22 protein-coding genes and 2 tRNA genes are annotated in these 25,927 nt (G+C 39.9%); 9 read left to right on the forward strand and 15 right to left on the reverse strand.

Annotation, left to right across the window (positions count from 1 at the left end):
* Positions 1-20 precede the first annotated feature (20 nt).
* From Q0X72_RS00140 to Q0X72_RS00155, 4 genes are all read left to right on the forward strand, one after another.
* Positions 21-965, forward strand: a complete 945-nt coding sequence (locus tag Q0X72_RS00140; protein ID WP_297760227.1) for a type IX secretion system membrane protein PorP/SprF — start codon at positions 21-23, stop codon at positions 963-965.
* Between the two features lie 38 nt (positions 966-1,003).
* Positions 1,004-1,360, forward strand: a complete 357-nt coding sequence (gene folB, locus Q0X72_RS00145) for a dihydroneopterin aldolase (RefSeq protein ID WP_297760230.1) — start codon at positions 1,004-1,006, stop codon at positions 1,358-1,360.
* A gap of 55 nt (positions 1,361-1,415) precedes the next feature.
* A tRNA-Cys gene (locus Q0X72_RS00150) sits at positions 1,416-1,487 on the forward strand.
* 98 nt (positions 1,488-1,585) lie between these two features.
* Positions 1,586-1,656 (forward strand) — tRNA-Cys (locus Q0X72_RS00155).
* Positions 1,657-1,696: 40 nt separating this feature from the next.
* Here Q0X72_RS00155 and Q0X72_RS00160 read toward each other — a convergent pair.
* The 3 genes from Q0X72_RS00160 to rnr are packed head-to-tail and all read right to left on the reverse strand — an operon-like array spanning position 1,697 to position 5,311.
* Complete coding sequence (locus tag Q0X72_RS00160) at positions 1,697-2,383, reverse strand: LysE family transporter (RefSeq protein WP_297760233.1); 687 nt, start codon at positions 2,381-2,383, stop codon at positions 1,697-1,699.
* 11 nt (positions 2,384-2,394) lie between these two features.
* On the reverse strand, positions 2,395-3,075 hold the full coding sequence (locus Q0X72_RS00165) for a head GIN domain-containing protein (protein WP_297760235.1): 681 nt from the start codon (positions 3,073-3,075) through the stop codon (positions 2,395-2,397).
* Between the two features lie 49 nt (positions 3,076-3,124).
* The gene (gene rnr / locus Q0X72_RS00170) at positions 3,125-5,311 is read right to left on the reverse strand and encodes a ribonuclease R (protein ID WP_297760238.1); all 2,187 of its coding nucleotides are present in this window, start codon (positions 5,309-5,311) and stop codon (positions 3,125-3,127) included.
* Between the two features lie 602 nt (positions 5,312-5,913).
* On the opposite strand from rnr, the gene rpiB reads away from it, so the two are divergent.
* The 3 genes from rpiB to Q0X72_RS00185 are packed head-to-tail and all read left to right on the forward strand — an operon-like array spanning position 5,914 to position 7,746.
* Entirely contained in the window at positions 5,914-6,345 is a 432-nt protein-coding gene (gene rpiB / locus Q0X72_RS00175; protein WP_297760240.1) for a ribose 5-phosphate isomerase B, read from the forward strand.
* 41 nt (positions 6,346-6,386) lie between these two features.
* The gene (locus Q0X72_RS00180) at positions 6,387-7,292 is read left to right on the forward strand and encodes a cation diffusion facilitator family transporter (RefSeq protein ID WP_297760243.1); all 906 of its coding nucleotides are present in this window, start codon (positions 6,387-6,389) and stop codon (positions 7,290-7,292) included.
* A gap of 4 nt (positions 7,293-7,296) precedes the next feature.
* Positions 7,297-7,746 (forward strand): GNAT family N-acetyltransferase, encoded by a 450-nt coding sequence (locus Q0X72_RS00185; RefSeq protein ID WP_297760247.1) that lies wholly within the window; start codon positions 7,297-7,299, stop codon positions 7,744-7,746.
* Between the two features lie 39 nt (positions 7,747-7,785).
* Here Q0X72_RS00185 and Q0X72_RS00190 read toward each other — a convergent pair whose 3' ends face one another.
* From Q0X72_RS00190 to rnpA, 7 genes are all read right to left on the reverse strand, one after another.
* Positions 7,786-8,160, reverse strand: coding sequence for a hypothetical protein (locus Q0X72_RS00190; protein ID WP_297760250.1), 375 nt, complete (start codon positions 8,158-8,160; stop codon positions 7,786-7,788).
* Between the two features lie 88 nt (positions 8,161-8,248).
* Complete coding sequence (locus Q0X72_RS00195; RefSeq protein WP_297760253.1) at positions 8,249-9,322, reverse strand: Gfo/Idh/MocA family oxidoreductase; 1,074 nt, start codon at positions 9,320-9,322, stop codon at positions 8,249-8,251.
* Positions 9,323-9,403: 81 nt separating this feature from the next.
* Positions 9,404-10,264 (reverse strand): fructosamine kinase family protein, encoded by an 861-nt coding sequence (locus Q0X72_RS00200; RefSeq protein ID WP_297760256.1) that lies wholly within the window; start codon positions 10,262-10,264, stop codon positions 9,404-9,406.
* A 2-nt stretch (positions 10,265-10,266) separates the two neighbouring features.
* A complete protein-coding gene (locus tag Q0X72_RS00205; RefSeq protein WP_297760259.1) occupies positions 10,267-11,232 on the reverse strand; it encodes an MBL fold metallo-hydrolase in 966 nt (321 codons plus the stop codon).
* A gap of 112 nt (positions 11,233-11,344) precedes the next feature.
* Entirely contained in the window at positions 11,345-12,988 is a 1,644-nt protein-coding gene (gene glgP / locus Q0X72_RS00210) for an alpha-glucan family phosphorylase (protein WP_297760262.1), read from the reverse strand.
* 143 nt (positions 12,989-13,131) lie between these two features.
* On the reverse strand, positions 13,132-14,763 hold the full coding sequence (locus Q0X72_RS00215; protein ID WP_297760288.1) for a S41 family peptidase: 1,632 nt from the start codon (positions 14,761-14,763) through the stop codon (positions 13,132-13,134).
* Positions 14,744-15,130 carry a ribonuclease P protein component gene (gene rnpA, locus Q0X72_RS00220; RefSeq protein WP_297760265.1) on the reverse strand — a complete coding sequence of 129 codons (387 nt, stop codon included), beginning with the start codon at positions 15,128-15,130 and terminating at the stop codon, positions 14,744-14,746. Before rnpA ends, Q0X72_RS00215 begins: the two co-directional genes overlap by 20 nt.
* Positions 15,131-15,212: 82 nt before the next feature.
* Between rnpA and Q0X72_RS00225 the strand changes: the two genes are divergently transcribed.
* Together Q0X72_RS00225 and Q0X72_RS00230 are read left to right on the forward strand one after the other, a co-directional pair.
* Complete coding sequence (locus tag Q0X72_RS00225; RefSeq protein WP_297760268.1) at positions 15,213-17,099, forward strand: CBS domain-containing protein; 1,887 nt, start codon at positions 15,213-15,215, stop codon at positions 17,097-17,099.
* Positions 17,100-17,102: 3 nt separating this feature from the next.
* A complete protein-coding gene (locus Q0X72_RS00230; protein ID WP_297760271.1) occupies positions 17,103-18,296 on the forward strand; it encodes a succinylglutamate desuccinylase/aspartoacylase family protein in 1,194 nt (397 codons plus the stop codon).
* Between the two features lie 21 nt (positions 18,297-18,317).
* Here Q0X72_RS00230 and Q0X72_RS00235 read toward each other — a convergent pair whose 3' ends face one another.
* The 5 genes from Q0X72_RS00235 to Q0X72_RS00255 form a co-directional block, all read right to left on the reverse strand.
* Complete coding sequence (locus tag Q0X72_RS00235; protein WP_297760274.1) at positions 18,318-20,186, reverse strand: M1 family metallopeptidase; 1,869 nt, start codon at positions 20,184-20,186, stop codon at positions 18,318-18,320.
* Position 20,187: 1 nt separating this feature from the next.
* Positions 20,188-21,864, reverse strand: coding sequence for a S8 family peptidase (locus tag Q0X72_RS00240; protein WP_297760277.1), 1,677 nt, complete (start codon positions 21,862-21,864; stop codon positions 20,188-20,190).
* 8 nt (positions 21,865-21,872) lie between these two features.
* Entirely contained in the window at positions 21,873-22,769 is an 897-nt protein-coding gene (locus Q0X72_RS00245) for an SMP-30/gluconolactonase/LRE family protein (RefSeq protein WP_297760280.1), read from the reverse strand.
* Entirely contained in the window at positions 22,753-23,613 is an 861-nt protein-coding gene (locus tag Q0X72_RS00250) for an MBL fold metallo-hydrolase (RefSeq protein WP_297760283.1), read from the reverse strand. The genes Q0X72_RS00245 and Q0X72_RS00250 overlap by 17 nt, the downstream gene beginning before the upstream one ends.
* Positions 23,614-23,685: 72 nt before the next feature.
* Positions 23,686-25,911, reverse strand: coding sequence for a SulP family inorganic anion transporter (locus tag Q0X72_RS00255; RefSeq protein ID WP_297760285.1), 2,226 nt, complete (start codon positions 25,909-25,911; stop codon positions 23,686-23,688).
* Positions 25,912-25,927 lie beyond the last annotated feature (16 nt).

The raw sequence follows: 25,927 nt of genomic DNA on the forward strand, positions 1-25,927 counted from the left end.
AATTTAACCGAAACACAACTATGCGTAAGTCGATCATATATGGAATCTTATTACTGAGCGCGGTGTTCGCCAGGGGGCAGGAGCTTACCTTGCCGCAGCTCTCCCAGTATCTGGCAGACAATCCCTTTGTAATGTCTCCTACCTATGCGGGTATTGGCGACCATATTAAGATCCGTGTCAATGGCCTAACCCAGTGGGTGGGTATTAAAGACGCTCCAGATACTCAATCCTTGGCGGCAGATGCCAGGATAGGGAACAGGTCTGGGCTTGGTATGCTGTTGTATAATGATAGCAACGGAGAGACAAAACAACGAGGCGCAAGGCTATCCTTTGCGCACCATTTAACGCTAGACAGGTATGATGATGAGTTTGTATCCTTCGGGATCTCCTATAATTTCAATCAATTTAGGATAGATATTGAGAATTTCGATGGGCCAGATCCAAACGTTACTGACGACAGGGCCACCACCAATCACAATTTTGATGTAGGTGTCCTATACCGAAAAGATAAGTTCTATTTCAGTCTCAATGCCTCCAACCTCCTGGATAAGGACCTTACCAAATTTAACCCGGTATTTGAGCCAAACCGTCTCCGTAATTATTATATCTACACAGGATACAGATATACCAAGAACAAGAATAGTCGATTGGAGATCGAACCATCTGTCTTCTTTCAGTGGTTCGAAAGTGATGGGCGTTCTGTAACCGATCTAAATGTTAAATTCCGTTGGTACGATTTTGAAGATTACTATTATGCAGGTGTTACTTATAGGTTTTTAAATGACCAGATCGGTAACCCGCTATATATAGCCCCGATAATGGGTTTAAAAAAGAGCAACTTTTACTTCGGATATTCTTACCAGATCATCCTGAATGAGATCCTTGGATTTAGCACAGGAACCCATGTGGTAACCCTCGGAGTAGATCTTTTCCAGGGACTTAGTAATTGCCGTTGTACATACTAGCTTTTAAATGGTTTACATTTACATCTCAATAAAATGCTTTGGATACTATTACTTTAAATAACATAAAACTATATGCTTATCATGGATGCCTGGAGGAGGAAGCGCGTATTGGCAGTGAATACCGCGTAGATGTCGTTGTAAAGGCAGATCTCCGCAAAGCTGCTTCAACAGACTCTTTAAAGGACACGGCAGACTATGTGCTGATCAACCACATTGTAAAAGAAGAGATGAAAATACCTTCAAAACTACTGGAACATGTGGCTCGCCGTATTGCGGATCGTATCTTAAAGGAGATAGGCTTAGTGACCAAAGGAAAAATAAGTGTGTCAAAAATAAACCCGCCTATTAGAGGGGATGTATCCTCGGTATCGGTAGGTTATTCATTTAGTAGATAAACGGGGCTAATGAGCTTTTATATTTGTTCTTTGAATCAGTGATTTTAAACTACACGGCACTGTGGTTGAATTGGATAGACAAGGCTGCGCAACAGCTTTTATGGTGGTTCGAGTCCACCCGGTGCCTCTACTTTTCCACACATAAATAATACGCCTCTAAGTTATTAGGGGCTTTTTTTTGCGTGATGTTTCCATCTTAATTTTGTAAATTTGCTGCTTTGTAATGGCATCGTGGCCGAGTGGCTAGGCGCAGCTCTGCAAAAGCTTGTACAGCGGTTCGAATCCGCTCGATGCCTCTGGATTTCCCTGACCTTAACAGGTTAGGGTTTTTTATTTTTAGTATTGCTGTTTGCCTTCTGCTTCCCGGATAAGTTCTATCCCTTTTTCTATGTTGAGCTTGTCTTTTGGAAGAAATCCTTTTACGATCAACACTAATCCGCAAATTGCTAATATAATCCCCAGCGCTTTTTTTACTAAAAAAATTCTTCGTAAAGTGAGCTTGCGCCTTAATTGTTTAGCCAATAAAATTTTAAAGATGTCTGTGATCAGATATGCAGAGAGCATTGCGGAGAAGAAGACCAATATTCTATCGGGGTCATTGTTTAGGCTGGGGCCTACCACAATAATCACACCCAGCCAAAAAACCAATACACCAATATTGATGAAATTGAGTAAGAATCCTTTTATAAAGAGACCTAAATATCCTGTTTTACTGGTTTGAACGTTGGTTTTGTCATTTATGGGCGCCTTACTAAAAAGGATGGTGATGGCATATACCAATAAAATAGCTCCTCCAAATACAAAAAGTCCTGGTTGGTTGCTTAAATTCTCAAGTAACTGAAAACTACTGAAATAGGCTATGATAAGGAAAATAATATCGGCTATGATCACTCCGGCGTCAAATACAAGTCCGGCTCTAAATCCTTTGATGGCGCTGGTCTCTAACAGCACAAAAAATACCGGGCCAATCATAAAGCTTAAGAAAAATCCAAGAGGAATAGCCGCTTGTATATCTTCGATCATCTGTACTATATTTACATTCGCTCTATTTTACCACCAAAGACCGTTTTTTCTTCCATTTTATCCGGATCTCCATAAACATAGACAGTGCCTCCAGCTTTCACACTTACTTTTACATAGGAAGTAGCGTAGATCTCTGCACTAGACCCGGCATTTACATTTACCGTGGTAAATTTTGTTCTGAGGTCCTTGCCTTTATAAACTCCTCCGGTATTTATTTGCACATCCTGATTGTCTGAGGTACCGGTAGCATTTATAACTCCTCCCGTGACCGATTTAATTAATAGTTGTTCTACCTGTGCTTGTATGTTGATCTCCCCACCTTCCTGTGCTTTGAGTTCTACGATATCTTGTTTTAAGGTCTCTTTGGTTGTGATTCTCGCGTCTTCATTGACATCTATAATAACGAGGTCTTGGGTGTAATGCAGGTCTATAAAAGTTCTGTATCCGCTAAAAAGCTTCCCAATTTCCATTCGTATCTTCAGCACTCCGTCAGTATTGACGATGGCTACTTTAGAAGTATTAGCACCCGTGATCACTGCCTGGTTTTTGTCTGAGCGAATCAAATTCACGGATAGTCCGTCAAAAACCTTAAGCTCTTTAAAACTACTCAGGTTTTGAGATACTTTTCCTTCCTGGGATTGCAAAGACCAGGTCCCTGCACAAACAAAAAGTAATAAAATATACCTTTTCATGAATTGTTCTTTAAGATGTCTTGTATAGAACGATAAAATGTGTTAAAAGTTACGTCGCTTTTCCAAGAAGACTAAAATCCAGGTGTCTTTTAACCAGATCTGTGTTCTTTACCATAACCCTTACTTCGTCTCCTAATTGATATATTTTCTTTCTTCGTTCCCCAACAAGAGCATACTGCCGTTCATCAAAGGTATAATAATCATCTTTTATATCACGGATCCTTACCATTCCTTCGCATTTATTCTCAATGATCTCCACATAGATACCCCATTCAGTGACACCGGAAATAACACCCACGAACTCCTTGTCCTGGTGATCTTGCATAAATTTGATCTGCATGTATTTTATGGAATCGCGCTCAGCGCTCGAGGCTAAATACTCCATATCAGAAGAGTGTTTACACTTTTCTTCAACAGACGCTGCTTTAGGGGATTTACCACCGTCTAAATAATGTTGAAGCAGTCTGTGTACCATAACATCCGGATATCTTCTAATAGGAGAAGTAAAGTGGGTGTAGTAATCAAACGCCAGGCCATAATGACCAATATTATCCGTAGTATAAATGGCTTTACTCATACTTCTAATAGCAAGAGTGTCTACCAGGTTTTGTTCTTTATTCCCTTTTACATCCTCCAGTAATTTATTTAAAGATTCACTGATGGTCTTCTTGTTATGAAAATTTAATTTGTGTCCAAATTTGGAAATGATGCCATTTAAAGCCATTAACTTATCTTCACTTGGTTCATCGTGAACACGATACACAAATGTCTTTTCAGGGCGTTGTTTTCCAATAAATGCAGCTACTTTTCTGTTAGCCAATAACATAAATTCCTCAATAAGCTTATTAGCATCTTTAGCTTCTTTAAAATAGACACTTACCGGAACATTCTCCTTATTTAAATTAAACTTAACTTCTAATTTATCAAAAGAGATAGCCCCGGCGTTCATGCGTTTTTCACGCATAATTTTAGATAACCTATTTAATGTGAGGACCGCCTCTTTTATTTCATCTGATACACTGTATGCTTTTCCTCTGATAGAAACAGATGTATCAATAGAATTGGTGTTGTTCTCTATTATATATTGAGCCTCCTCATAAGCGAAACGTTCATTAGAATGGATAGCAGTACGTCCAAACCATTCATTTATTACTTGTGTTTGTTCGTTTATTTCAAAAACTGCAGAAAAGGTGTATTTATCCTCCTTAGGTCGTAAAGAACAAGCATTATTAGATAAGATCTCTGGCAACATAGGAACTACCCTATCTACTAAATATACAGAGGTAGCTCTTTCATATGCCTCTTCATCTAACAAAGTATCTGGAGTTACATAAAATGAAACATCTGCAATATGTATCCCAATCTCATAATTCCCATTTTGAAGCTTTTTAAAAGATAAAGCATCATCAAAATCCTTAGCGTCTTTTGGGTCAATAGTGAAGGTAAGCACATCTCGCATATCCCTTCTTTTTAATATCTCAGCTTCTTTAATAGAAGTATCTAAGGTATTAGCAACTTGTTCTACTTCTTTTGGAAAAGTATAAGGTAGTCCGTATTCTGCAAGGATAGCGTGTATCTCTGTATTGTGTAGTCCGGGTAAACCAAGTACTTCTACTACCTTCCCTGTAGGAGAATCAGCATCTTTCTCCCAGGATAGTACTTCCACAATTACTTTCTCTCCATTTTTTGCTTTCCCAATTAAATCTATAGGAACAAAGATGTCTGTATACATCTTATGATCCGTGGGTTTTACAAAAGCAAAAGATTTATTTAATTCAAGAATACCTACAAAATTATTTTTCTTTCTTTCAAGGACTGCTACAACTTCCCCTTCCAATTTATTTGAACTTCTGGAAGGTCTTAACATAACCTCAACTCTATCCCCATTAAAAGCTCTGTTTACCTTATTGGATGAAACAAAAATATCATCATCCAAGCCCTCTACAACAACATACGCATTTCCCCTGGCGGTTATTTCAATTTTGCCTTCGTGAATAGCTTTTTCCTGAAGTGAGGTATATTTACCTTTTTCTACTTCTTTGATCCTGTCTTTAGCGTGTAATTGCCCTAATCTTTTTATTAATATATTTCTTCCTTCAGTATCACTTATATTTAGTTTAGATGCTATTTGCTTGTAATTAAAACTCTTGTTAGACTCATTTTCTAATACCTGAAAAATCCCTCTCGTAATCTCATTTTTCCTGTGATTATTAGTCCTTTTCTTTTTCTTCGACATTCATTTTTTAATTTGGGTGGAAAATTACGAATTATAATCCACTGCTTCCTCTACTATAACCACTTTAAACAGCCTTTATCTATTTGTTAACATATATAACATTATACTATTTCTTTTTATTAAATATTTAAAATAAAATGGTGGTTATGATAGGGTGTTAACTTGTAGGATAAGATTTAGTGTATTTTATTGCAGTGAACAGGTTTTAAAGTTTATTAGAAGTTATATAAAATTGATTCTTATATATATCAGCTACTTAAGCCAGTTGTTAAAAGTTGTTCATAAGTAGAATGAACAATAAATAGTTTAAAAGTTTTACTCTTATTTATGTTAACTCCTCCTTATTTTAAGTGGATAAGATGATATCAACTTTTAAAGATATTTTTTGTGTTATAAATATAAAATCGCCAATAGAGTATTTAGTTAGATCTAAACAAAATAGAAATGAACTCTTATCTATAGACTATAAACAATCCAACTTAATTTAAATGTATTGATTATCAATGTTTTAAACATAACCATAATTTAATATTGTTAACAAGTATTAAAGGCTTAAATAATAACAGGATTTGTACCTTAGTATAATAATAAAGTATTGAGATATGAAAATTACTATAGGGAACGATCATGCAGGTACAGAGTATAAACTTGCTGTGATTGGCTTGTTAAAATCCATGAATATAGAGATAATTAACCACGGCACAGACAGTTCAGATAGTGTTGATTATCCAGATTTTGTGCACCCGGTAGCGAATGATGTTGAAAATGGATCAGCAGATTTCGGAATTATTATATGCGGGAGCGGAAATGGGGCTTCTATGACTGCTAATAAACATCAAAAAATACGCGCCGCACTATGTTGGAACAAGGAAATTACGGAATTAGCGAGAGCACATAATGATGCTAACATACTTAGCCTCCCCGCAAGGTTTATATCATTGCACCAGGCACTAGATATGGTAAAGACCTTTTTAAACACTTCTTTTGAAGGAGGGCGTCACGAAAGGCGAATAGAAAAAATTGCCTGTTCATAACATTAACAAAATATAGAGGCCTTTAACCTCTGTTCTATTGAATGGCGCATTCTCACTCTCATCATCATCACGATCTTAAAGGAAAGAATCTCCTCATATCAATTATATTAAACATCGCTATCACCATTGCTCAGGTAATTGGAGGTATTGTTTCCGGAAGTTTAGCCCTCCTATCCGATGCTTTGCATAATTTTAGTGATGTACTATCACTGATTATAAGCTATGCCGCAACCCGATTTACCAGAAAACAAGCTTCTGTAAAGAGAACCTTTGGTTATAAAAGAGCAGAAATTATGGCGGCGTTTGTCAATTCTGCCACCTTAATGGTTATAGCCGTTATTTTGATAAAAGAAGCCATTGAACGTTTTTTTGATCCAGTGACCATAGAATCTACTATAGTTATTTGGCTCGCTGCTTTAGGGATCTTAGCTAACGGAATTAGCGTTTTACTTCTGAAAAAAGATGCGGATCACAATATGAATATGAAATCTGCATATCTGCACTTATTAACAGATATGTTGGCCTCCGTAGCGGTGCTTGCGGGCGGACTTCTTATGAAATTCTATGAAATATATTGGATAGACCCATTGCTGACTATCGTTATCGGACTTTACCTTATTTATATGGGGTACGATCTCTTAAAGGCCTCCACCAAGGTGTTAATGTTGTTTACACCCGAAGCCATTAAAGTGGAAGAAATAGTAAGTGTTCTGGGCGCCATACCCCCTATAAAGAATATACACCACGTTCATATATGGCAACTTAATGAACAGGAAATACATTTAGAGGCCCATGTGGACTTTAATAAGAATATTAGCCTGCAAGAGTTTGACAAGGTGTTAGACCAGATCGAAGACAAGGCATATCACTATTTCGGGATCAATCATGTGAACATTCAACCCGAATACGGCAAATGCGATTCGGATCAGATCATTGTACAGGATTAGATATATGAAGATCGAGATCAAAACATACAGCGAACTTACCAAAGAGGACTTATATGATCTATTGCAATTGCGCAGTCAGGTTTTTGTTGTGGAACAAGATTGTGTATATCAGGATATCGATGGTTTAGACTTTAAAGCAGTGCACATTTTAGGCACTGTAAATGGAAAGCTTTGTGCTTACACCAGAGTATTTAAAGCGGGCGATTATTTTGAATACCCAAGTATTGGCAGGGTGGTTGTATCAAAAGATAAAAGAAAACACGGCTATGGAAAGCAGATCATGCTTGCCACAATAGCGTTTATAGATACAAAATGGAAGGAAGAACAGATAGAACTATCTGCACAGGTATATCTGACAAAATTCTATCGTGAATTAGGTTTTTTTGAACAAGGGGAGGAGTATTTGGAGGACGACATACCCCATATTAAAATGATCAGAAAGACCGATCAGTGAAGGAACAGCGGCTATTTTAAGTATCTCTAAAAGGAGAATCTAGATCTTTATAGGAGTTTTATTACTGAGATTGATTTCCTCCAGCACACTATCTGTAAACTTATAATGCCCTTTGGTAGTAATAATTCGAAAAGAGTCCGACTTCATTCTGCTTAGCGCATCCAGAAACACCCATTTTGTTTTTAATAATTGTGGCTCATCTGTTTTTAAGCTGATCTCAAAAAAGTAACGCTTCCCATCTTTGTTGGCTACAATATCCGGAGTAACGTTAGTACCATCACGCTTTCTAAGGAAAGATTTTGGTTTATCATACCCATCCAGATCTACTCTGATCTTGTCGAAGCCTCTCGCTTCCAGGTGATGAACTGATTTTATAATAAACGCTGCGTGCTCTTTCTTTTCTGATTTTACCATTCTAGCAAGATACAAAAAATTTCTATCCTTGCCAATTTTAGAGGGCTGATTAACAGGGCGTTAAGAGTATCATAATATTAAATTCTATCTAGTTCAGTAACACCGTTTTACCTGTCCTAACAGAGGTGTCTGCTGCCAGCACCACACGCAAACTATTTACCGCATCTCGTAAATGAGAGCTAAGATCTATATCTTCCAGAATAGATTTTAAAAAATATTGCTGTTCCAGAAAGCACAATCCATCGTGATCTGGCTCTTCTTCCGTTGAGATTAACTCATCACTTTTCTTAAAACTTCCATTTTTATCAAGAGCACTATAATGGATTTTCAACCCCCCTGTTTTAGTATGACCTTCAACGTCGTCCGAAGCTCCTTTGTTTTCATCTATTATAGAAACACAACCCTCCGGACCTATAACATCTTTAACGAAGAAGGCTGTTTCACTCATCATAGGCCCCCAGCCAGCCTCATACCATCCCACGGAACCATCTTCAAAACGCACCTGCAAATGACCATAATTGTACATTTTTTCATCGATCTCATTGCTTAAGCGGGCGCCTATGGCGGAAACACTGACGGGTTGGGATCTGGTCATTAAGCACATTACATCTACATAATGCACCCCACAGTCAACAATAGGGGACATAGACTTCATTAGCTGTTGATGTGTGTACCACTGTGGCCCGGAACTTTGCTGATTTAGATTCATACGCATAACTAAAGGCTTACCCAGGGTGTGCGCGATAGCTATAAATTTAGTCCATGCCGGATGCACCCTAAGTATATACCCCACCACAAGCTTCTTTTTTAATTTGTTGGCCAAAGCCACCAATTCCTCCGCTTTTTCTACCGTGAGGGCCAGTGGTTTTTCTACAAATACATGGGCCCCTGCCTCCAGGGCCATTTTTACATAGTTGAAATGCGTATCGGGATAAGTATTAATAGAAACTGCGTCTGGCCGGGTGTTTTTCAGGGCCAATGCATACTCTTCGAAAGTTGGAAGCCCACCTAGTAATTCGGATAAGGCATCCCTACTTTTGGGAGATCTGCTAACCAATCCGACGATTTCAAATTCCGATAACTGTTGATAAGCCCTGGCGTGACTTGTACCCATATGACCACAACCAACAACCAGCACTTTTATGGTGTTTTTATTTGACATAGTATTCCAGGCTCTATTTTGTTGTTTCCTTTTTAAAGTTAAGAAAAAAGAGGTATTGGCTATTCGGGGCGAAGAGAATCCCTAAAAGTATTGCTTTAAAATACTCCTGACAGCCGGAGCATATGATTCCCCAAAAAGATTGAGGTGTACCAATAAATAATACAATTGATATAGTTCTATCACAGCCTTAACAGGCATGGGTGAAGGGAAGCTTTCTGCGTACGCATCATAAAAAGAGGATGAAAATCCCCCGAATAACTTGCTCATAGCAAGGTCCATTCCAGGATCAGCATAACTTATGCCAGGGTCAATAAGAACAGGAACGCCCTGTTTGTCTATCAAATAATTTCCTCCCCAGAGATCGCCATGGATCAATGAAGGCTTGTCTACCTTACAATGCTTTGTAATACTCTTGAGTAATACAGATCTTTCCGGCACCTCATCTTTGCTAAGTCGCCCACGTTCTACTGCCAAAACTAGTTGTGGAAGCAGCCTGTTTTCCACATAGAAAATAGGCCAGGTAGTTTTTGGAGCATTCTTTTGATCAAGGCTTCCTATATAGTTATCCGAATTCCACCCAAAAGAATGAGAACTCACCTTATGAAGTGCTGCCAAGCCCCTTCCTAAACACGCCATATCCTTATCGCTGGGCGATTTGGCTTCTATGTATTCTATCAGAAGGACACCACCTTTTTTTAAAGATCCCAGGTGACAGACCCGGGGAACTTTTATAGTTGCTGTTGCCGAGATAGCTTCTAAACCTTCTTTTTCTGACTTCAGCATTAGAAAGCCAGTTGTACCGGGATGATATTTACAAAAAAAGCGATCGGTTTTGGTGACAATTTTATAGGCCTGTGAAATATCTCCCCCAGAAACAGGAGTAGCATTTATTACATCAGAATTAAGAGCATTTTCTATATGTTCTTTTAAGACAAGATCCATGGTTATAATTCAAATTCCTCAAGGAAAGACGCTACATGAAATCCTTTTGAAACTACATCCTTGTATTCTTCACTTTCAGGAGTAAGAAGGGGATTGGTATGGTTGAAATGAGTAAAGTATATCTTTCCTTTCTCAGCGGAGGTAAGATCATTGAATAGCGCCATGCTCTCAATTACAAAAGGGTGTGGAATTTCAGAAATATCACGGTTATTTATTTCTTTCTCATCATAGAATGTGGCATCTATAAAGGCATAATCAACTTCTGAGATGGCCCGTACGATGCTCTTCTCCCATCGTGCCCATTTATCGATATCCGGAATAAAAAGCACCTTTTTATCGGGCCCTTCTATAAGAAACCCCACCGTTTCTGAATACTCATCCCTGTGTGGCACCAGGAAGGGAGTAACAGTTAAAGATGATGACAATTTTATTCCTTTATTGGCCTCCAATGCCTTCAACACAATATTATCATTGGAAACCAATTGACCCCATGGTCCGTTTTGAGTAAGGAAAGAACTCATTTGTGGCATAACAAATACCGGTAATTTTTCTGAATTGAGCGATTCCTTTCCAAAATACATCAATCCGGTATAATGCCCAATATGGGCATGTGTCAGGAAAACGCCATCCGGAAGCGGTTTAGAAGGAAAAGAGGCTAACTCATTCAAGTGGTTAAGCTGCAGGCCAATATTGGGCGTTGCCTCAATGAGATAGCTCTTTTTATGCACGCCATCTACCAATCCAAGGGCCACAACATTTCTTGTATTGTCAGGATATTTTTGGAGGTCTTTACAACAGTCCTTTTCGCATGCTATTTGTGGCGACCCTGCGTCCTGAACAGTTCCTAAAATAACGAGTTTCACAGAAGATCCTATAGGTGCTGACTTCTTATTTTCTGAGACATCAGATAGTGAATTAGGGATGTCCTTGCACGAAAACAAGAACAATGCACACAGAAACCAAAGCATCACACTCCTTATAGACCCAAGACAAAACATAATTATATGATTTTATAGCCTTAAAGTTAACCCATAAACAGGAATTCTATGAGGCTTCAACCATGTTCCTTACACAGAGCAGTTATACATACAAAGTATCGTAGTATTCTTTGGTCATCCGTTGGCTGGTGAATGCAGGTATTACCCCATCTATCCCATTAAAAACAATGTCTTGCCATTGCTTAGGATCTTCGTAGTATGTTGGCAACACCTTGTTTTCTAATACTTCATAAAGATTGTTACTGTCAAAATCGTCCTGTTCCCATACAGGAGACCTGTAATCTGCCTCTGGGAGCACAAAACAATTTTTACCATCTTTAGCAAACTCAGGTATCCACCCATCATTTATTGAAAGGTTTACAGAACCATTCATTGCAGCTGTCATCCCGCTGGTACCGGAGGCCTCTCTTGTAATTCTTGGGGTGTTTAACCAGACATCAGAACCCATTTTTAGCTTCTTGGAAAGGGTCATTTCATAGCCCGTTAAAACAGCTACATTAGATCGAAATTTGGTAAAATGTACTAATTTATTAAAGACATCAATGGCATTAAAATCTAAGGGATAGGGCTTCCCGGCCCAAATGATCTGTATAGGGTATTTTGTATTATGTAACAATCTTTCAAGGCGCTCCATGTCTCTTAACAATAGATCGGCCCTTTTGTATTCAGCAAATCTGCGCGCCCAGACAACTGTCAGGACGTTTGGATCAAATATTTTACCTGTTTGGTAAAGGACCTCATCAAAGAGTTCCTTTTTAAGGACCACCTTCCTTTTTTTATACGTACTGCTATTTTTAGACAGCCAGGATTTTTTAATACTCTCGTCTTGCCAAAACTTTTGATTTTGGGCATTGGTGATAGGATAGATAGATGCACCTCCCTTATGATCCTTCCACATATCGCGTGCTACCTTAGCGTGAAGCTTAGATACCGCGTTTGTTTTTTTGGCCATTCTAAGAGCCGCAATGGTATAGTTTAATTTATCGTTATTTCCGGTTTCTTTCTGAAGTTCTTCAGCAGATAAGGTCCGTCCAAAAAATCCGCTTTCATTCAGCGCTTTGGCATCACGCTCTACATTCCCTGCTTTTTCTGGAGTATGAGTAGTGAAAACCATCTTATCCTTGGTAAAGCCTTTGTTTCTCAAGTGATAAAAAGCGGGAAGCGCATGTCCTTCGTTGAGGTGATAAATGTCTGCACCTCCTAAGACCTCCACCAACTTCGCCCCCCCAATACCCAATACGATACTTTGGCAAATGCGCGTTAATTCTGTTGCATCATAAAGGTTGTTTGTAATGGACCTGGATAAATCATCGTTGCCATCTACATCTGTAGTAAGAAAATACATTGGTACGGTGCCGAAAATTTCCGGCTTCAGGACCATGGCTCTAACCTTTACGTGGGCATTATCAAAGAGCTGCACATCTATTTCATGACCAGAATCCTCGAGGAAACTGTACTGTTTTTCAATGAATTGGGTCTGTAATGTCTGATCTTTGTTTCTCCCCTGATCGTAATACCCATATTTCCATAACATCCCGATCCCGATCATATTTTGTTTATACTCAAAAGCTGAGCGCATATGAGATCCGGCCAGGAATCCCAATCCTCCGGAATATATCTTCAGGGCCTGGTGGATACCAAATTCCATACTGAAATAAGCAATTCTCTTGCTATATTTTGCAGCAGGAGTATAAGGATGATGCCATTTATTGTATTTACTGGTCATATTGAATATATTTTTAAAGCCGCAAATGTATGATAATAGGGGTATAAATCAATCGCAATGCTCTAAAAAAAGTATTACCAGTACTATCGCCTGAAAGCGAAAAATGCGCAAGTAAAAAGCTTATCGATATCCCAGAAGAAACTTTATAATTTTAAAAGGGCATCGTACTTCGAACGGTCCTTTAACAATGCATTAGCCGTCACAATGGCGGAGTCGCTAATTAAGTAGTAATCATAAAGACCTTCCCTGTAAAAATATCGTTTAATGATCTCGTCTTCCAGTTGTTTTTGGATTTCACTCTCATAGGTGTCTAACGCCTCGCCTTTACTTTTGCTGATGGTGCTCAGAAGCCTTTTAGAATCTTCAATTACCTCAGGACCCAATAGTCCATCACCCTGACTTAAAAGTGCTTCTTTTAAAGCCTTCTCAGTTTTAGTCTCAAAAGTAAATTCAGTTTTAGAGACGAAATTCTTGAATGCGTCAAAGTCGGATTGAGTAAATGAAAACTGATCAATTTCAGGCATGGGGTGTGAATAGTGATAGTTAGTGGCAAAATCGAAGATCACACTATTGTTGAGCAAGGCGGAAACCAAGTCGTTGCTTTTCAGGGACTTTATCTCTACATCGGGCATAACGCCTCCTCCATCCTGTACTTTTCGTCCATTCCTGGTAGTAAAATCACTGAACTCGGTAGTGCGTACAGCATTTCCGGCTTTATCCCGGTTCCAGTAATCGAGCGACTGAATACACCTTCCGGAAGGGGTGTAATATCTGGATATGGTTACTTTTAATTGGGTTCCATAAGTTAGTTTTAGTGGGCGCTGCACCAATCCTTTGCCAAAACTCCGGGCGCCAATAATTACAGCCCTGTCCAGATCCTGTAAACTTCCTGAAACGATCTCACTGGCAGAGGCACTTCTGCCGTCTACCAAAACAACTAAAGGAATTTCTTCATCTACCGCCTTGTTTCGCGTTTTATATTCTGAATTGAATTTTTTTACTTTCGACTTTGTAGTGACCACCAATGTTCCTTTGGGGATAAATAAGTTGGTTACGTTGATAGCTTCTGAAAGTAAGCCGCCGGGATTCCCACGCAGATCAAGTATCAGTTTTTGAGCCCCATTAGCTTTAAGCTCCAGCATGGCAGCCTTTGTTTGGGAAGAGGCTTTTTTATTAAATCTGGAAAGGACAATATAGCCCGTTTCTTCATCAACCATCTTATAATAAGGCACAGCATCTACTTCAATGGCCTCCCTCTCAATCTTGGCCTCGTAGGTTTTACCCTGGCGCTCATAGGAGACATTCACCACGGTATTGTTTGCACCTTTTAAGAGCTCACTGGCATCGTCCTTAAAATCTTTGATGGCAATATCTCCAATAGAGATTAGTACGTCTCCTGCTTTAAGTCCGGCCTTATCAGCAGGGTAATCTTTATAAGGCTCAATGATCACTAACCTATCCTCATACGACCTAACAAGTGCGCCAATTCCTGAATACTCCCCGGTGTTATTGATACGATACGATTCAACGTCCTGTTCATTTAAAAACTTGGTATAGGGGTCAAGATCATCCAACATATTCTTTATTGCAGTATCCATCAATTCAGCTGGATTTGTCTCATCCACATAATTCATATTCAACTCTTTGAAAAGAGTTGTGAAAATCTCTATCTGTTTGGCAATTTCAAAGAAATCTGTCTTGAAACCACTGGCAGAGATAAACACAACAATTGCCAGGGCAAGAAATAGCACCCTTTTATGTATCAACTTCTTCATCATTCACTCGTTTTAGAAATTTTTCTAATATTTTGATCATTGATCCTTCAATCTCACTAAAAGAAGGTATTTCCTTCCCAAGGTATAAAAACATACAGGCATAGCTTCCTTCAATTTTGTTAAAAATAAGGTGTTTGTGAAGTCTGTAGCTTTCGCGCAAGAGTCGTTTTATTCTATTTCTGTGCACCGCACTCCTGAAATTCTTTTTAGGAACGGTCACTGCCACCTGAATTTTTGTACTCGCATTAGAAGATCCCAAATAGACCAACTTTAACGGATAAGCGGTAATAGACGAGCCTTTTTCAAAGATCGCCTTTATTTGCTTTTCACTTTTTAATTTTTCTTCTTTGGGGAACTTAAAGCTCATAAGACTATAAAAGTAACAAGAATTAGCTTGACGGGAAGTAATGATAATTATCATATTTTAGAGGAACACAAGAGAGTATCTTGTGCCTCATAATCTCGTAAAGGATACAAGTAATACCATGGGAGAAAAAATAGTAAAAAAGATTAACAACGCGGAAGAAAAAACAATCTACATCAATCATTTGTTAAAAGACATTGAAGCCCTTGATATGATGTTAGAAAAGGGGATGTTTCAAACAACCCCCATACATATAGGAGCAGAACAAGAGTTTTGTCTTGTGAATGAGTTTTGGGACCCATCAGATCTTGGAGTTGAGATATTAAAGGAGATTGACGATGATCACTTTACCTCCGAGATCAACAAATATAATCTAGAAATAAACCTCGACGCCTTAAAACTAGGGGATCGTTGTTTTTCAAAACTTCATAAAGAGTTAAACAAATTACTGTCAAAGGCCAAGACGGCTGCTGAAAAACACAATGCAAAGGTGATCCTTACGGGTATCTTACCAACAATTACCTACAAGTATCTGGTATACAGTTATATGACACCTATTGAGCGGTATAAAGTGCTCAATGAGGCCATCAAATCTATCCGGAAAGAGGATATTGAGCTACATATCAAAGGGGTAGATGAAGTAAACCTGCATCATGATACCATCCTCTATGAGGGCTGTAACACCAGTTTTCAGGCACATTTACAGATAGATCCGGCCAATTTCGCGAATATGTATAATTGGGCGCAGGCAATTGCAGGCCCCGTTCTTTCTATTTGTACTAATTCTCCATTATTACTGGGGAAAGAACTTTGGGAAGAAACCAGGATAGCATTGTTTACTCAAAGCGTGGACACACGTAGCAGCACGTTTATATTGAATGAAAAAGAATCCCGGGTAAGTTTTGGGAGCAACTGGGTTAACGGCACTATAGCCGATTTCTATAAGGACTCCATCATTAATTTCAGAAGCCTGGTCACCACATCTTTTGAAACTGATAGTCTAACCCAACTCAATAAAGGAAAGATCCCAAAGTTAAGGGCATTATCAGTTCATAATGGCACTACTTACAGATGGAACAGACTGTGTTATGGAATTACTGACAACCAACCCCATGTTCGTATCGAAAACAGGTATATGCCGTCTGGACCAACGACAGAAGATGAGATCGCCAATATGATGTTCTGGGTAGGTATTATGCATGGCAGACCCAAGGCATATGACGACATCCATACTAAAATGGATTTTAAGGATGCAAAAGGCAATTTTTTCAATGCTGCCAGATATGGCATGGGCGCCCAATTTCACTGGGATGGAAAACTGATTAGCAGCCAGGAACTTTTGTTAGACCATTTCTTACCAATGGCTTTCAGAGGCCTGTACAGTATGAATATAGAGCCCCAGGACGCTGAGCACTACCTGTCTATTATCGAAAAAAGAATTCGCTCCCATACAGGTTCCAGATGGATGATCAAATCATACAGAAAACTTCTAAAAAATTATAAGGCACCCGAAGCATTAAAGATCATGGTGGCCACCATGTATGAAAGACAAGAAAAAAGATATACAATAGATGCCTGGCAGCTATCTCGTGGCGATGAGTACAAAATTCCAAAGAAACAAGTAACAGTAGGGGATAGGATGAATAGCAAGACCATTACCGCGCAGGACATAGACAGTGCCGCCCTGGTACTTAAAATGATGCGTTGGAAAAATATTCATCACACCCCTATATTAGATGATGATTTGAACCTTGTTGGCCTGCTCAGCTGGGTAGATGTTGAACACTACATTAACAACCCCGATCTTAAACTACAAAGTATTCGGAACATTATGAAAACAAAACTTATAACGGCAGATCAAGACATGCTGTTGGATGAGGCCAAAAGAGTCATGAAAGAGAATAAAATAAATTGCCTCCCGGTCGTAAAGGAAAAAAAATTGATAGGCATTATTACCAACAATGATCTTTAATTGATGAAAGATCTATTAGTAGCCCCCAAAAAAGTTAAAAACAGGATCATTGGGCATTTTCAAGGTTCTGAACCGGGCCCTATTTTGGTATTTTTTGGAGGAATACACGGAAACGAACCTTCCGGCGTCCAAGCCCTTGAGCACGTATTTAAAACCCTGAATAAAAAATCAGTTACTGTAAAGGGAAGTGTCTATGGGATATTAGGAAATATACCTGCCATTTTACAGAAGCGCCGCTTTCTACAAAAAGACCTGAATAGGCTATGGCTCAAAAAGGAGATTGAGCGTATTAAAGAAAGTAAGGAGGAAGATCGTACGCATGAGGAAAAGGAGCTGTACGAATTACTTGTTTTGATAAATAATCTATTTGACACGCATCATGAGCCTTTCTATTTTATCGACTTTCATACAACTTCCAGTAAAACACTACCTTTTATAACGATCAACGACGCCATGATCAACAGGAAGTTTGCCCGCCTCTTCCCTGTTCCTATAATTCTCGGGATTGAAGAATATCTTGAAGGCCCTTTGCTGAGTTATATAAATGAATTTGGGTATGTTACATTGGGTTTTGAATCCGGGCAACATGCTACTGAGGAGGCACGTACCAACAGTATCGCCTTTTTCTGGTTAACTATGGTCTATTCCGGGGCGATCCCAAAAGAAACAGTTCCTGCTTTCGATTCTTATTTTAAGGAACTAAAATCCTCTTCTGCCAACAACATGAATTTCTATGAGATCAGGAAGCGTTTTGCTATTACTCCTGAGGATTCATTTAAAATGGAACCGGCTTTCCAAAGTTTTCAAATCATTGAGAAAGGCACTTTATTGGCCCATTACAATGATGAGCCCGTTTATGCAGAAAAAAAGAGCATACTTTTTATGCCCCTCTATCAACCTCTGGGGGCAGAAGGATATTTCATAATAAAACGGATTCCAAAATGGATCCTGAATATGTCTGCTTCACTTAGAAAGGTTAAAGCAGATCATCTTCTAACCATATTACCAGGGGTATCCTGGAGAGATTCCTCAAAAAAACAATTGCTAGTGAACCTTAAAGTAGCTCGCTTCTATAGCAAGGCTATTTTTCACCTGCTCGGATTTCGTAGTAGAAAGATAGATCAGACCCATCTCGTGATTAACAACCGCGAAAAGGTGGCCAAGAATGAAATGTATAAGGACAGCCCCTGGTTCTAAATAGCCCAGATATGTGCCTTTCTAATTTTGAGTTGGCAACCAGATGTTATTCTCTATATGGACATCGGCCATCAGTTGAGAAGGATCAAGAACAATGGCCTTAATAGTAGCTACTGGCTGCTCTATCCTAAAGGTATAGGATGGGTAAGACCATGCCCAGTCTGGCAATACAGTTCTGGCTATTTTCCCATAAGGATTTTCCTTCTCTCCCCGCATCATTTGTAATGGTGCATAGAAGGTTTCCTGAGTTCCATCATTATAGACTACCAAAACATCGATCGGCATTGGCATTAGCCCAATACGTTCTAATTTTATTTCTGTGCCACCCCCATTCTCAATCACTTCTTTGATCCCATAATCAATGGTATTTGTGGTTTGTGTCCAGTCTGTTAGATACCAGTCTAGATCCATCCCCGATACTTTTTCTGCCGTACGCTTAATATCGTTGGGTGTGGGATGCTTAAATTTAAAATCTTCGTAATATTTCTGCAGCGTTGCCATTAATTTATCTTGTCCGATGACATACCCAAGTTGGGCAAGAAAAACCGCGCCCTTACTATAGGCAGAATTGCCATAGGCAGAGTTGAAAGCATACCTATCTGCATGCGTAGTTTGAGGCTGCTCCTTCCCAGAAAGCACCAAAGAATAATACCCGTTATAGGAATCTTCAAAGGGATTAGACTTCTGCTGGTTCATCACTATATTCATACAGAGACTGGAGATAAAAGAAGTGAAACCTTCATCCATCCATTCATGCTTGGCTTCGTTCGTTGCCAAAATATGCTGAAACCAGGAATGTGCCAATTCATGGACCATAACACCCACCAGGCTTTCAAATGTTCGCTCTCCTGTTATAAGGGTACTCATTGCGTATTCCATGCCACCATCACCGCCCTGAACTACAGAGTATTGTTTATAAGGGTAGGGGCCAACATTCTCACTAAAGAATCGCATGGCCTCTGCGGTCTTTGGTTGTAAATTCTTCCAATTCTCAAGTATCTCCGGCTTGTTCTTATAAAAGAAATGGAGGGTGGGGCCATTCTCCATTGGCAGGGTGTCATGTATGTATTCAGGATCTGCAGCCCACATAAAGTCGTGCACCATTGGGGCTTTAAAATGCCAGGTAAGGGTTTTGCCCCTCACCCTCTTTACCCTGGTTCCTGGTGTTTCATATCCATGACCTATCTCATCCGGATTTTGCAAATAGCCTGTACCCCCTACTGTATAGCGCTTATCCAGGGTAATAGAGACGTCGAAATCTCCCCATACGCCATGGAACTCTCTGGCGATATACGGATCTGCATGCCAGCCTTCAAAATCATATTCAGCCATTTTGGGATACCATTGGCTCATAGACAGTGCTATTCCTTCTTTATTATCCCGGCCAGAACGTCTGATCTGAAGTGGCACCTGCCCTTCAAAGGACATTGTAAAGGTAGAAGAAGCACCCGGCTCAATAGGGTGATCTAAGGAAACCACCAAAATAGTTCCCTCCAGATTATAAGAAACCTCTTTCCCGTCTTGCGATAGGGAAGATGCCCTTAGGAATCCTATTTCGGCAGGACTTAGATCAGCAATTCTGCTTTTCCCCTCTACAATCATTCTATTATCGGGATCCGACATATTTTGCAGGTGAATGTCCATTTCACTACCCGGCTGAAAGGCATTGAAATACATATGATAATAAACCCGGGTTAAGGGGTCAGGGGAATTGTTGGTGTATACCAGGGTCTGATCCCCGCTATACCTGTAGGTTTCAACATCCATATTCACTTTCATGGTATAATCTACTTCCTGTTGCCAATAGGCGGTATTTCCCTGGGAATACCCAAATATTCCGGATATTACTAGAAAGAAAAATACTGGTAAAAATTTCTTGCTCCTGCTCATACTACGGTAATTTATTTTTATTCTCTGATATGTTTTTGGCCATGATAAGGGCATTATAGGCGTTTACCATTTTTCCGGATCGTGAAAGCTGATCGAATGGTTTGGCCCTGGACGGATCCCCTGCTACCACCACCTGCATTTTGGTGCTTAGCCCGGAGTCCATCAGGATATTTTTTACTTCAGGGGCACTTAAATTTGGGTAATAAGACCTGATGAGTGCAGCCACCCCACTAACGGCTGGTGCCGCCATGGAAGTACCTCCCTGAAACTTATATTTACTCGCAGGTATAGAAGAATAGATATTGCCTCCGGGGGCAAACACATCCACATTATTTGCTCCGTAATTTGAAAATGAGGATACCATTTCTGAACCATAAGATTCATCTATTGCTCCTACTGTAATCACATTGTCCGCATATTCTGAACCGCTATACTTATGGTCATTTGGAAAATTAGGATTTTGAAAGCTATCCAGGTCATCACCTTCATTTCCTGCCGCATGCACAATAAGGACATCATTGCCGGCAGCGTATTTAATGGCATCGTACACCCATTCCGAATTAGGAGAAAAGGATTTGCCAAAACTGCAATTGATGATCCTGGCGCCATTATCAACGGCATAGCGAATTCCCCGGGCCACGTCTTTATCGTATTCATCACCATTGGGCACTGCACGTATGCTCATTATGGCCACATTGTTAGCCACCCCATTTACACCAATGCCATTGTTTCGTTCGGCAGCAATAATTCCGGCCACGTGGGTGCCATGACTTTCATCTTTATTCCGGTACATAGGATTCCCATCCCCGTACTTGGTATCTGAAAAGTCATACGGATCATCGCCTACCTCTTTCCTTCCATTAAAACCAACATTCAGATGGTAGTCTAGTTTTTCAGAATAAATTGCCAGTCCTTCTTCAAAATGAGCCATATCGGCCTCAATAAGTTCTATTATCTCCGGAATACTGTCTCCGTAATTTAACATCTGCTGAATAACATTTATACTGCGTTGCAGATTCGGATCTGTAGTAGATATTGCTGCCACCTCTTCTTTGGTATAGGCTTCTTTTCCCAAATGTTTTGTGATAGCGAGATGAGATTCCTTTACAATATCGAGGATCTGCTTTGTTTGCTGCTTGTTATTTAGGATGATCTGTTTGGTTTCTTTTGCCTCCTTTACTTCTTTATCCAGTTTTTTTTGTGCCCTGGCGCGCAGCGCTTCATCCCCAAGTTTTAATCTTAATATCCTGGCAAATTCGTGTTGCTCATTATAAGATTCTCCGAGGAAATTGTACCCATGTACATCATCTATGTAGCCATTGTTGTCATCATCAATGCCGTTGCCTGATTTTTCACCCGGATTTGTCCAGATCACATCGTCCAGATCCTCATGTTCAAGATCCATACCTGCATCTAAAACGGCAACGATCACTATATCACCTTTTTTCTTCCCAATGATCTCTTCATAGGCCTTGTCAACACTCATTCCGGGAATAGTGTCTGTAAGCAGATCTGCGTGTCCCCAATTTTTTTTCTGTGCTTCTGTTAAGGGCGATACCTTTAAAGAAATGGCATCTATATTCTCAATTGGGGTAGATACAATATTTGTGCTCCCACATCCTACCAGTAACAAACCAGCACTTACTAGTCCGGTAATTACGCGCATTCTTAAAATCATCGTCTTCCTTATTTATGAACTTTACTGTAATAACTTCCCGGATGGGGTATCCGGATAACTTCAATACATCCCCTGTCGGCCATGGTGACATATCCGTCCCGGCCATCTTTTCCCCCAAACGCAATGTTGGAAGGCTTTTTTCCTTGTAATAAGATCTCTTTACGCAGTTTCCCTTTCCGCGAGATCATCACTACAGTGCCTTTGTCATAACGTGCGATGTACAGGTTTCCTTTCTTATCACATCGCATTCCATCCATCCCGTAATCCTCAAAAGAGAAGAAAAGTCTTTTATTGGAAATTGTACCATCTTTTAGAATGTCGTATTTCCATACCTTCCTTTGAACAGATTCATTTACATACAACAACTTCCCATTAGGACTTACCTCTATTCCATTTGTGGTGCCCATATTGGCTTCCAATAAGCGCACTTCCCTGGAAGGAGTCACCATCCAAATATTACCCGTGCTCGCTGACCAATTTGGATCGCTCAGGTAAATAAAACCGGCATCGCTTATGGCCAGGTCATTGGGTTGATTCATGGTTGAATCTTCTGCCCAAACCTCCAAAGTCTTTGACCCATTTTTTAACCTATACACCTTATGGCCCGCATAATCTGCAACAAACATGTTCTGATCTTTATCAAAGCGTATGCCATTTCCTATACTCCCTTCAGGAAGCGTTATAAACACTTCGCCATTCCCTTTCTGATCTACCTTTCCTATGGTACCCTGTTCCTTGAAATTCACGGCAAATAAGTCTCCGGCTCTATTGACAGCAGGTCCTTCTATCCCTTCTGTAAAGCTATGTTCCGCAACAAGATCTGTACTTTGAAACGCATACACAGGAAAAAAATTAAGGTTAGTTACCGCTATTGCGAAGAAAAACAGCTTACGAAAAGAGTTCATCAAAGGTGTGGGTTTTTAGGAGACGGATCCCTTTATCAGTATGTTGAAGGGTGCATATCTCATTATGAGCATCGTGCTCCAGAATCAAATAAAAGTTGTTGTCGGCGGCATTTTTCAGAAAGATCTCCTTTTCTGAAAGTGTTAGTAGCGGCCGTGTATCGTAGCCCATTACATAGGGCAATGGTATATGGCCAACAGTAGGAAGCAGATCGGCCATAAAGACCAATGTTTTTCCCTTGTATTGAATATGTGGGATCATTTGTTTGTCTGTATGCCCATCTACAAATAAGATGTCGAATCCCAGCTCAGCGCTATTCATAAATGGGAATTCGGGGCGTGTGATAAACTTTAACTGACCACTTTCTTCCATGGGCAAGAGGTTCTCTTTTAAGAAAGATGCTTTTTCCCTCTTGTTGGGATTGATGGCCCATTTCCAATGAGGCTCATTGGTCCAAAATACTGCATTCTTAAATGCTGGTTCGTATCCTGTTTGGGTGTCATTCCACTGTACACTTCCTCCACAATGGTCAAAATGCAGGTGGGTCATAAACACATCCGTAATATCATCTCTGTGAAAACCTGCTTTTTTAAGCGAAGCATCAAGGCTATGGTTTCCCCAACGGTAGTAATAGCTAAAAAATTTGTCGGACTGTTTGTTCCCCATCCCGGTATCTATCAGGATAAGACGGTTGCCATCTTCAAGAAGGAGACATCTTGCTGCGATATCTATCATGTTGTTAACATCTGCAGGGTTGGTCCTGTTCCATAAGGATTTCGGCACCACCCCAAACATAGCACCTCCGTCTAATTTAAAATTCCCGGATTCTATTGGATATAACTTCATGAGGATGAGAAACAGCGCGCAAATTAATAAAAGACCCGTCGATAACTCCTTTTACCCCTGTATTTTAACAAATCATTGAGCATTTTGCTCCGTTTGAAGTAATTTTTGAAGCTGTTTACCAAAGTAGATCATTCCTTTAATTTCTTTTACACTGAGCAAGCGTTCCTTTTTAAGGATCAGCAAGGCACTCCCATTAGACTCTACATGATAATACGGATTGCTTTCCAGAAAAAGTACGAGTTCGTCCGTAAATAAGCGGGAAATAGCAGGCTGATCTTCGCCACTTAAACGAAAGCGCTTGTTAAAGTCGGGGTGATTGGAGATCTCTATATCATCAAAACCGGAGAGGTTGTACAAGAGTCCGAGTAATCCTTCTTTATCCAGGGTAAAGACAGGTAAATTAAAGGAAAGTGGAATATGCATAACGGTAGCCTTTATGACCTCTTTGGCAATAAACTCCCCTTCGGTAAATTCCACATCAAATACACCGATCTTATTTTTTTCGTCCTTAAGCTGATTGTAGCAAAAGGGAATATTACGAGAATTAAAGAAGACAAAGTTTCTCAGAAAGTGGGTATCCTTCTTTTTTTTGGGAACATATTTCCATTTAAAATCTTTAGCCGCCTCTTTTAGATCTTCTTGCCTACTTGTAAAATATCGTTCAATGGGCTTCAGGGCTCTAAGCGGAATTATTTTACGAATGGCGAAAGGATGCACCGAATCTGTTTCGTGCTTATCTAATCCTATAAGCTCAATATGCCCTCCTTTAAGATCAAAGATCTCACGGTAATTTTCTAAGCCTTCCAACACCGTATGATCTACAAAACTACACATGGAAAAATCGACCACCACTTCCTCATTTTCAGAAATGACATCCAACTTATTTTTCAGTTTATAGTAATTCATAAAGCTGCAGAAGTGTTTTACGCTTACAAAATAATTACCCCCATCCGCTTCCCGAAACATGAGGATATTGGGTTTAAAGAGATGTGTAATAAAAAGAAGAATGCTTTTATTGATCAGGATATGAATAATAAAGGTAACAAGAATACCTACTGCAATACCCGTAATTAGATTAGTTGTTAGGGTGGCTAGTACGGTGGCGAAGAAAATGATGATTTGCTCCTTGCCAATACTGGCTATTTTTTTGATAGCTGAAGGTGTTGCCAATTTATAGCCGGTATACACTAAGATAGCGGCAAGGGCAGAAAGCGGTATCTTCCTGAGCTGCTCCTGAAAGATCAAAACAAAGGCAACCAGGAACACAGCATGGAAGAAGTTTGCAGACCGGTTAGTGGCTCCTGTATTAACGTTTACAGAGCTTCTGGCAATTACCGTAACTACATTGAGCCCCCCGATAAAACCACTGATGGTGGTTGCAAGGCCAAGGGCCTTTAGATCCTTATTTACGTTAGAATGTCTGTTACCCGGATCTAATTTATCTACTGCTTTTATGCTAAGCAGGGATTCAATGCTGGCTATAAGCGTGATCGCAAAAACGGCAATCACAAATGGCACCTCCAACACCTTACCAAAATCTGGAAATACCAGAGAGGAAATAACATTATCAGGGATGGGGATCAAAAATTTATCATCTATGGGATAGGTAATACCGGTCCATGAACAGAAGTAATTAAATCCTATGGAAAGGATAAGTATCCACATAGGGGCAGGGATCAATTGTACAATTCGATTCCGAATTTTAGCATAGAATGCCATGATGAACAAACTCAAAAAACCAATGACGGCTGCAGACAGCACACTTAGACTATCTGTTTCCCACAAAGCAATTAAGCCAGCAGGGATTTGCAATAAAAGGCTTAAGATGTTCCCGGCCTCATTATTATTGCCTATCATTATATGAAATTGTTTGGCAAGGATCCCAATCCCAATGGCCGCTAACATGCCCTGAATGGCAGAGGCAGGAAAAAAATCGGCCAGACGCCCCATTCTTAGAAAGCCCAGCAGCATCATTAAAATACCGGAGAAAACAACCGCAGCAAGCGTAAACAGATACCCCTGATAAAGATCACCGCCCCCCAGGGTAGTTATAGCCCCTAAAAGTACGATCACAAGTCCATTTCCAGGACCTGTTATGGTGACATGTGATCCACCCAGAACAGCAACGATCACCCCTCCAACCACAGCTGGTATAATACCGGCAATAGGGGGAGCCTCGCTTGCCAGTGCCAGTCCCAATCCCAAAGGAAGCGCTATTAAAGACACCACAAAACCGGCAAAGACATTCTTGGGAAGGTCCTTTATAAAGATGGTGGCATGGCTTTTTTTGGCTATCACTTACGGTCTCTAACTA

It is taken from the genome of uncultured Muriicola sp. (assembly GCF_947258935.1).
Lineage (GTDB): Bacteria > Bacteroidota > Bacteroidia > Flavobacteriales > Flavobacteriaceae > Muriicola.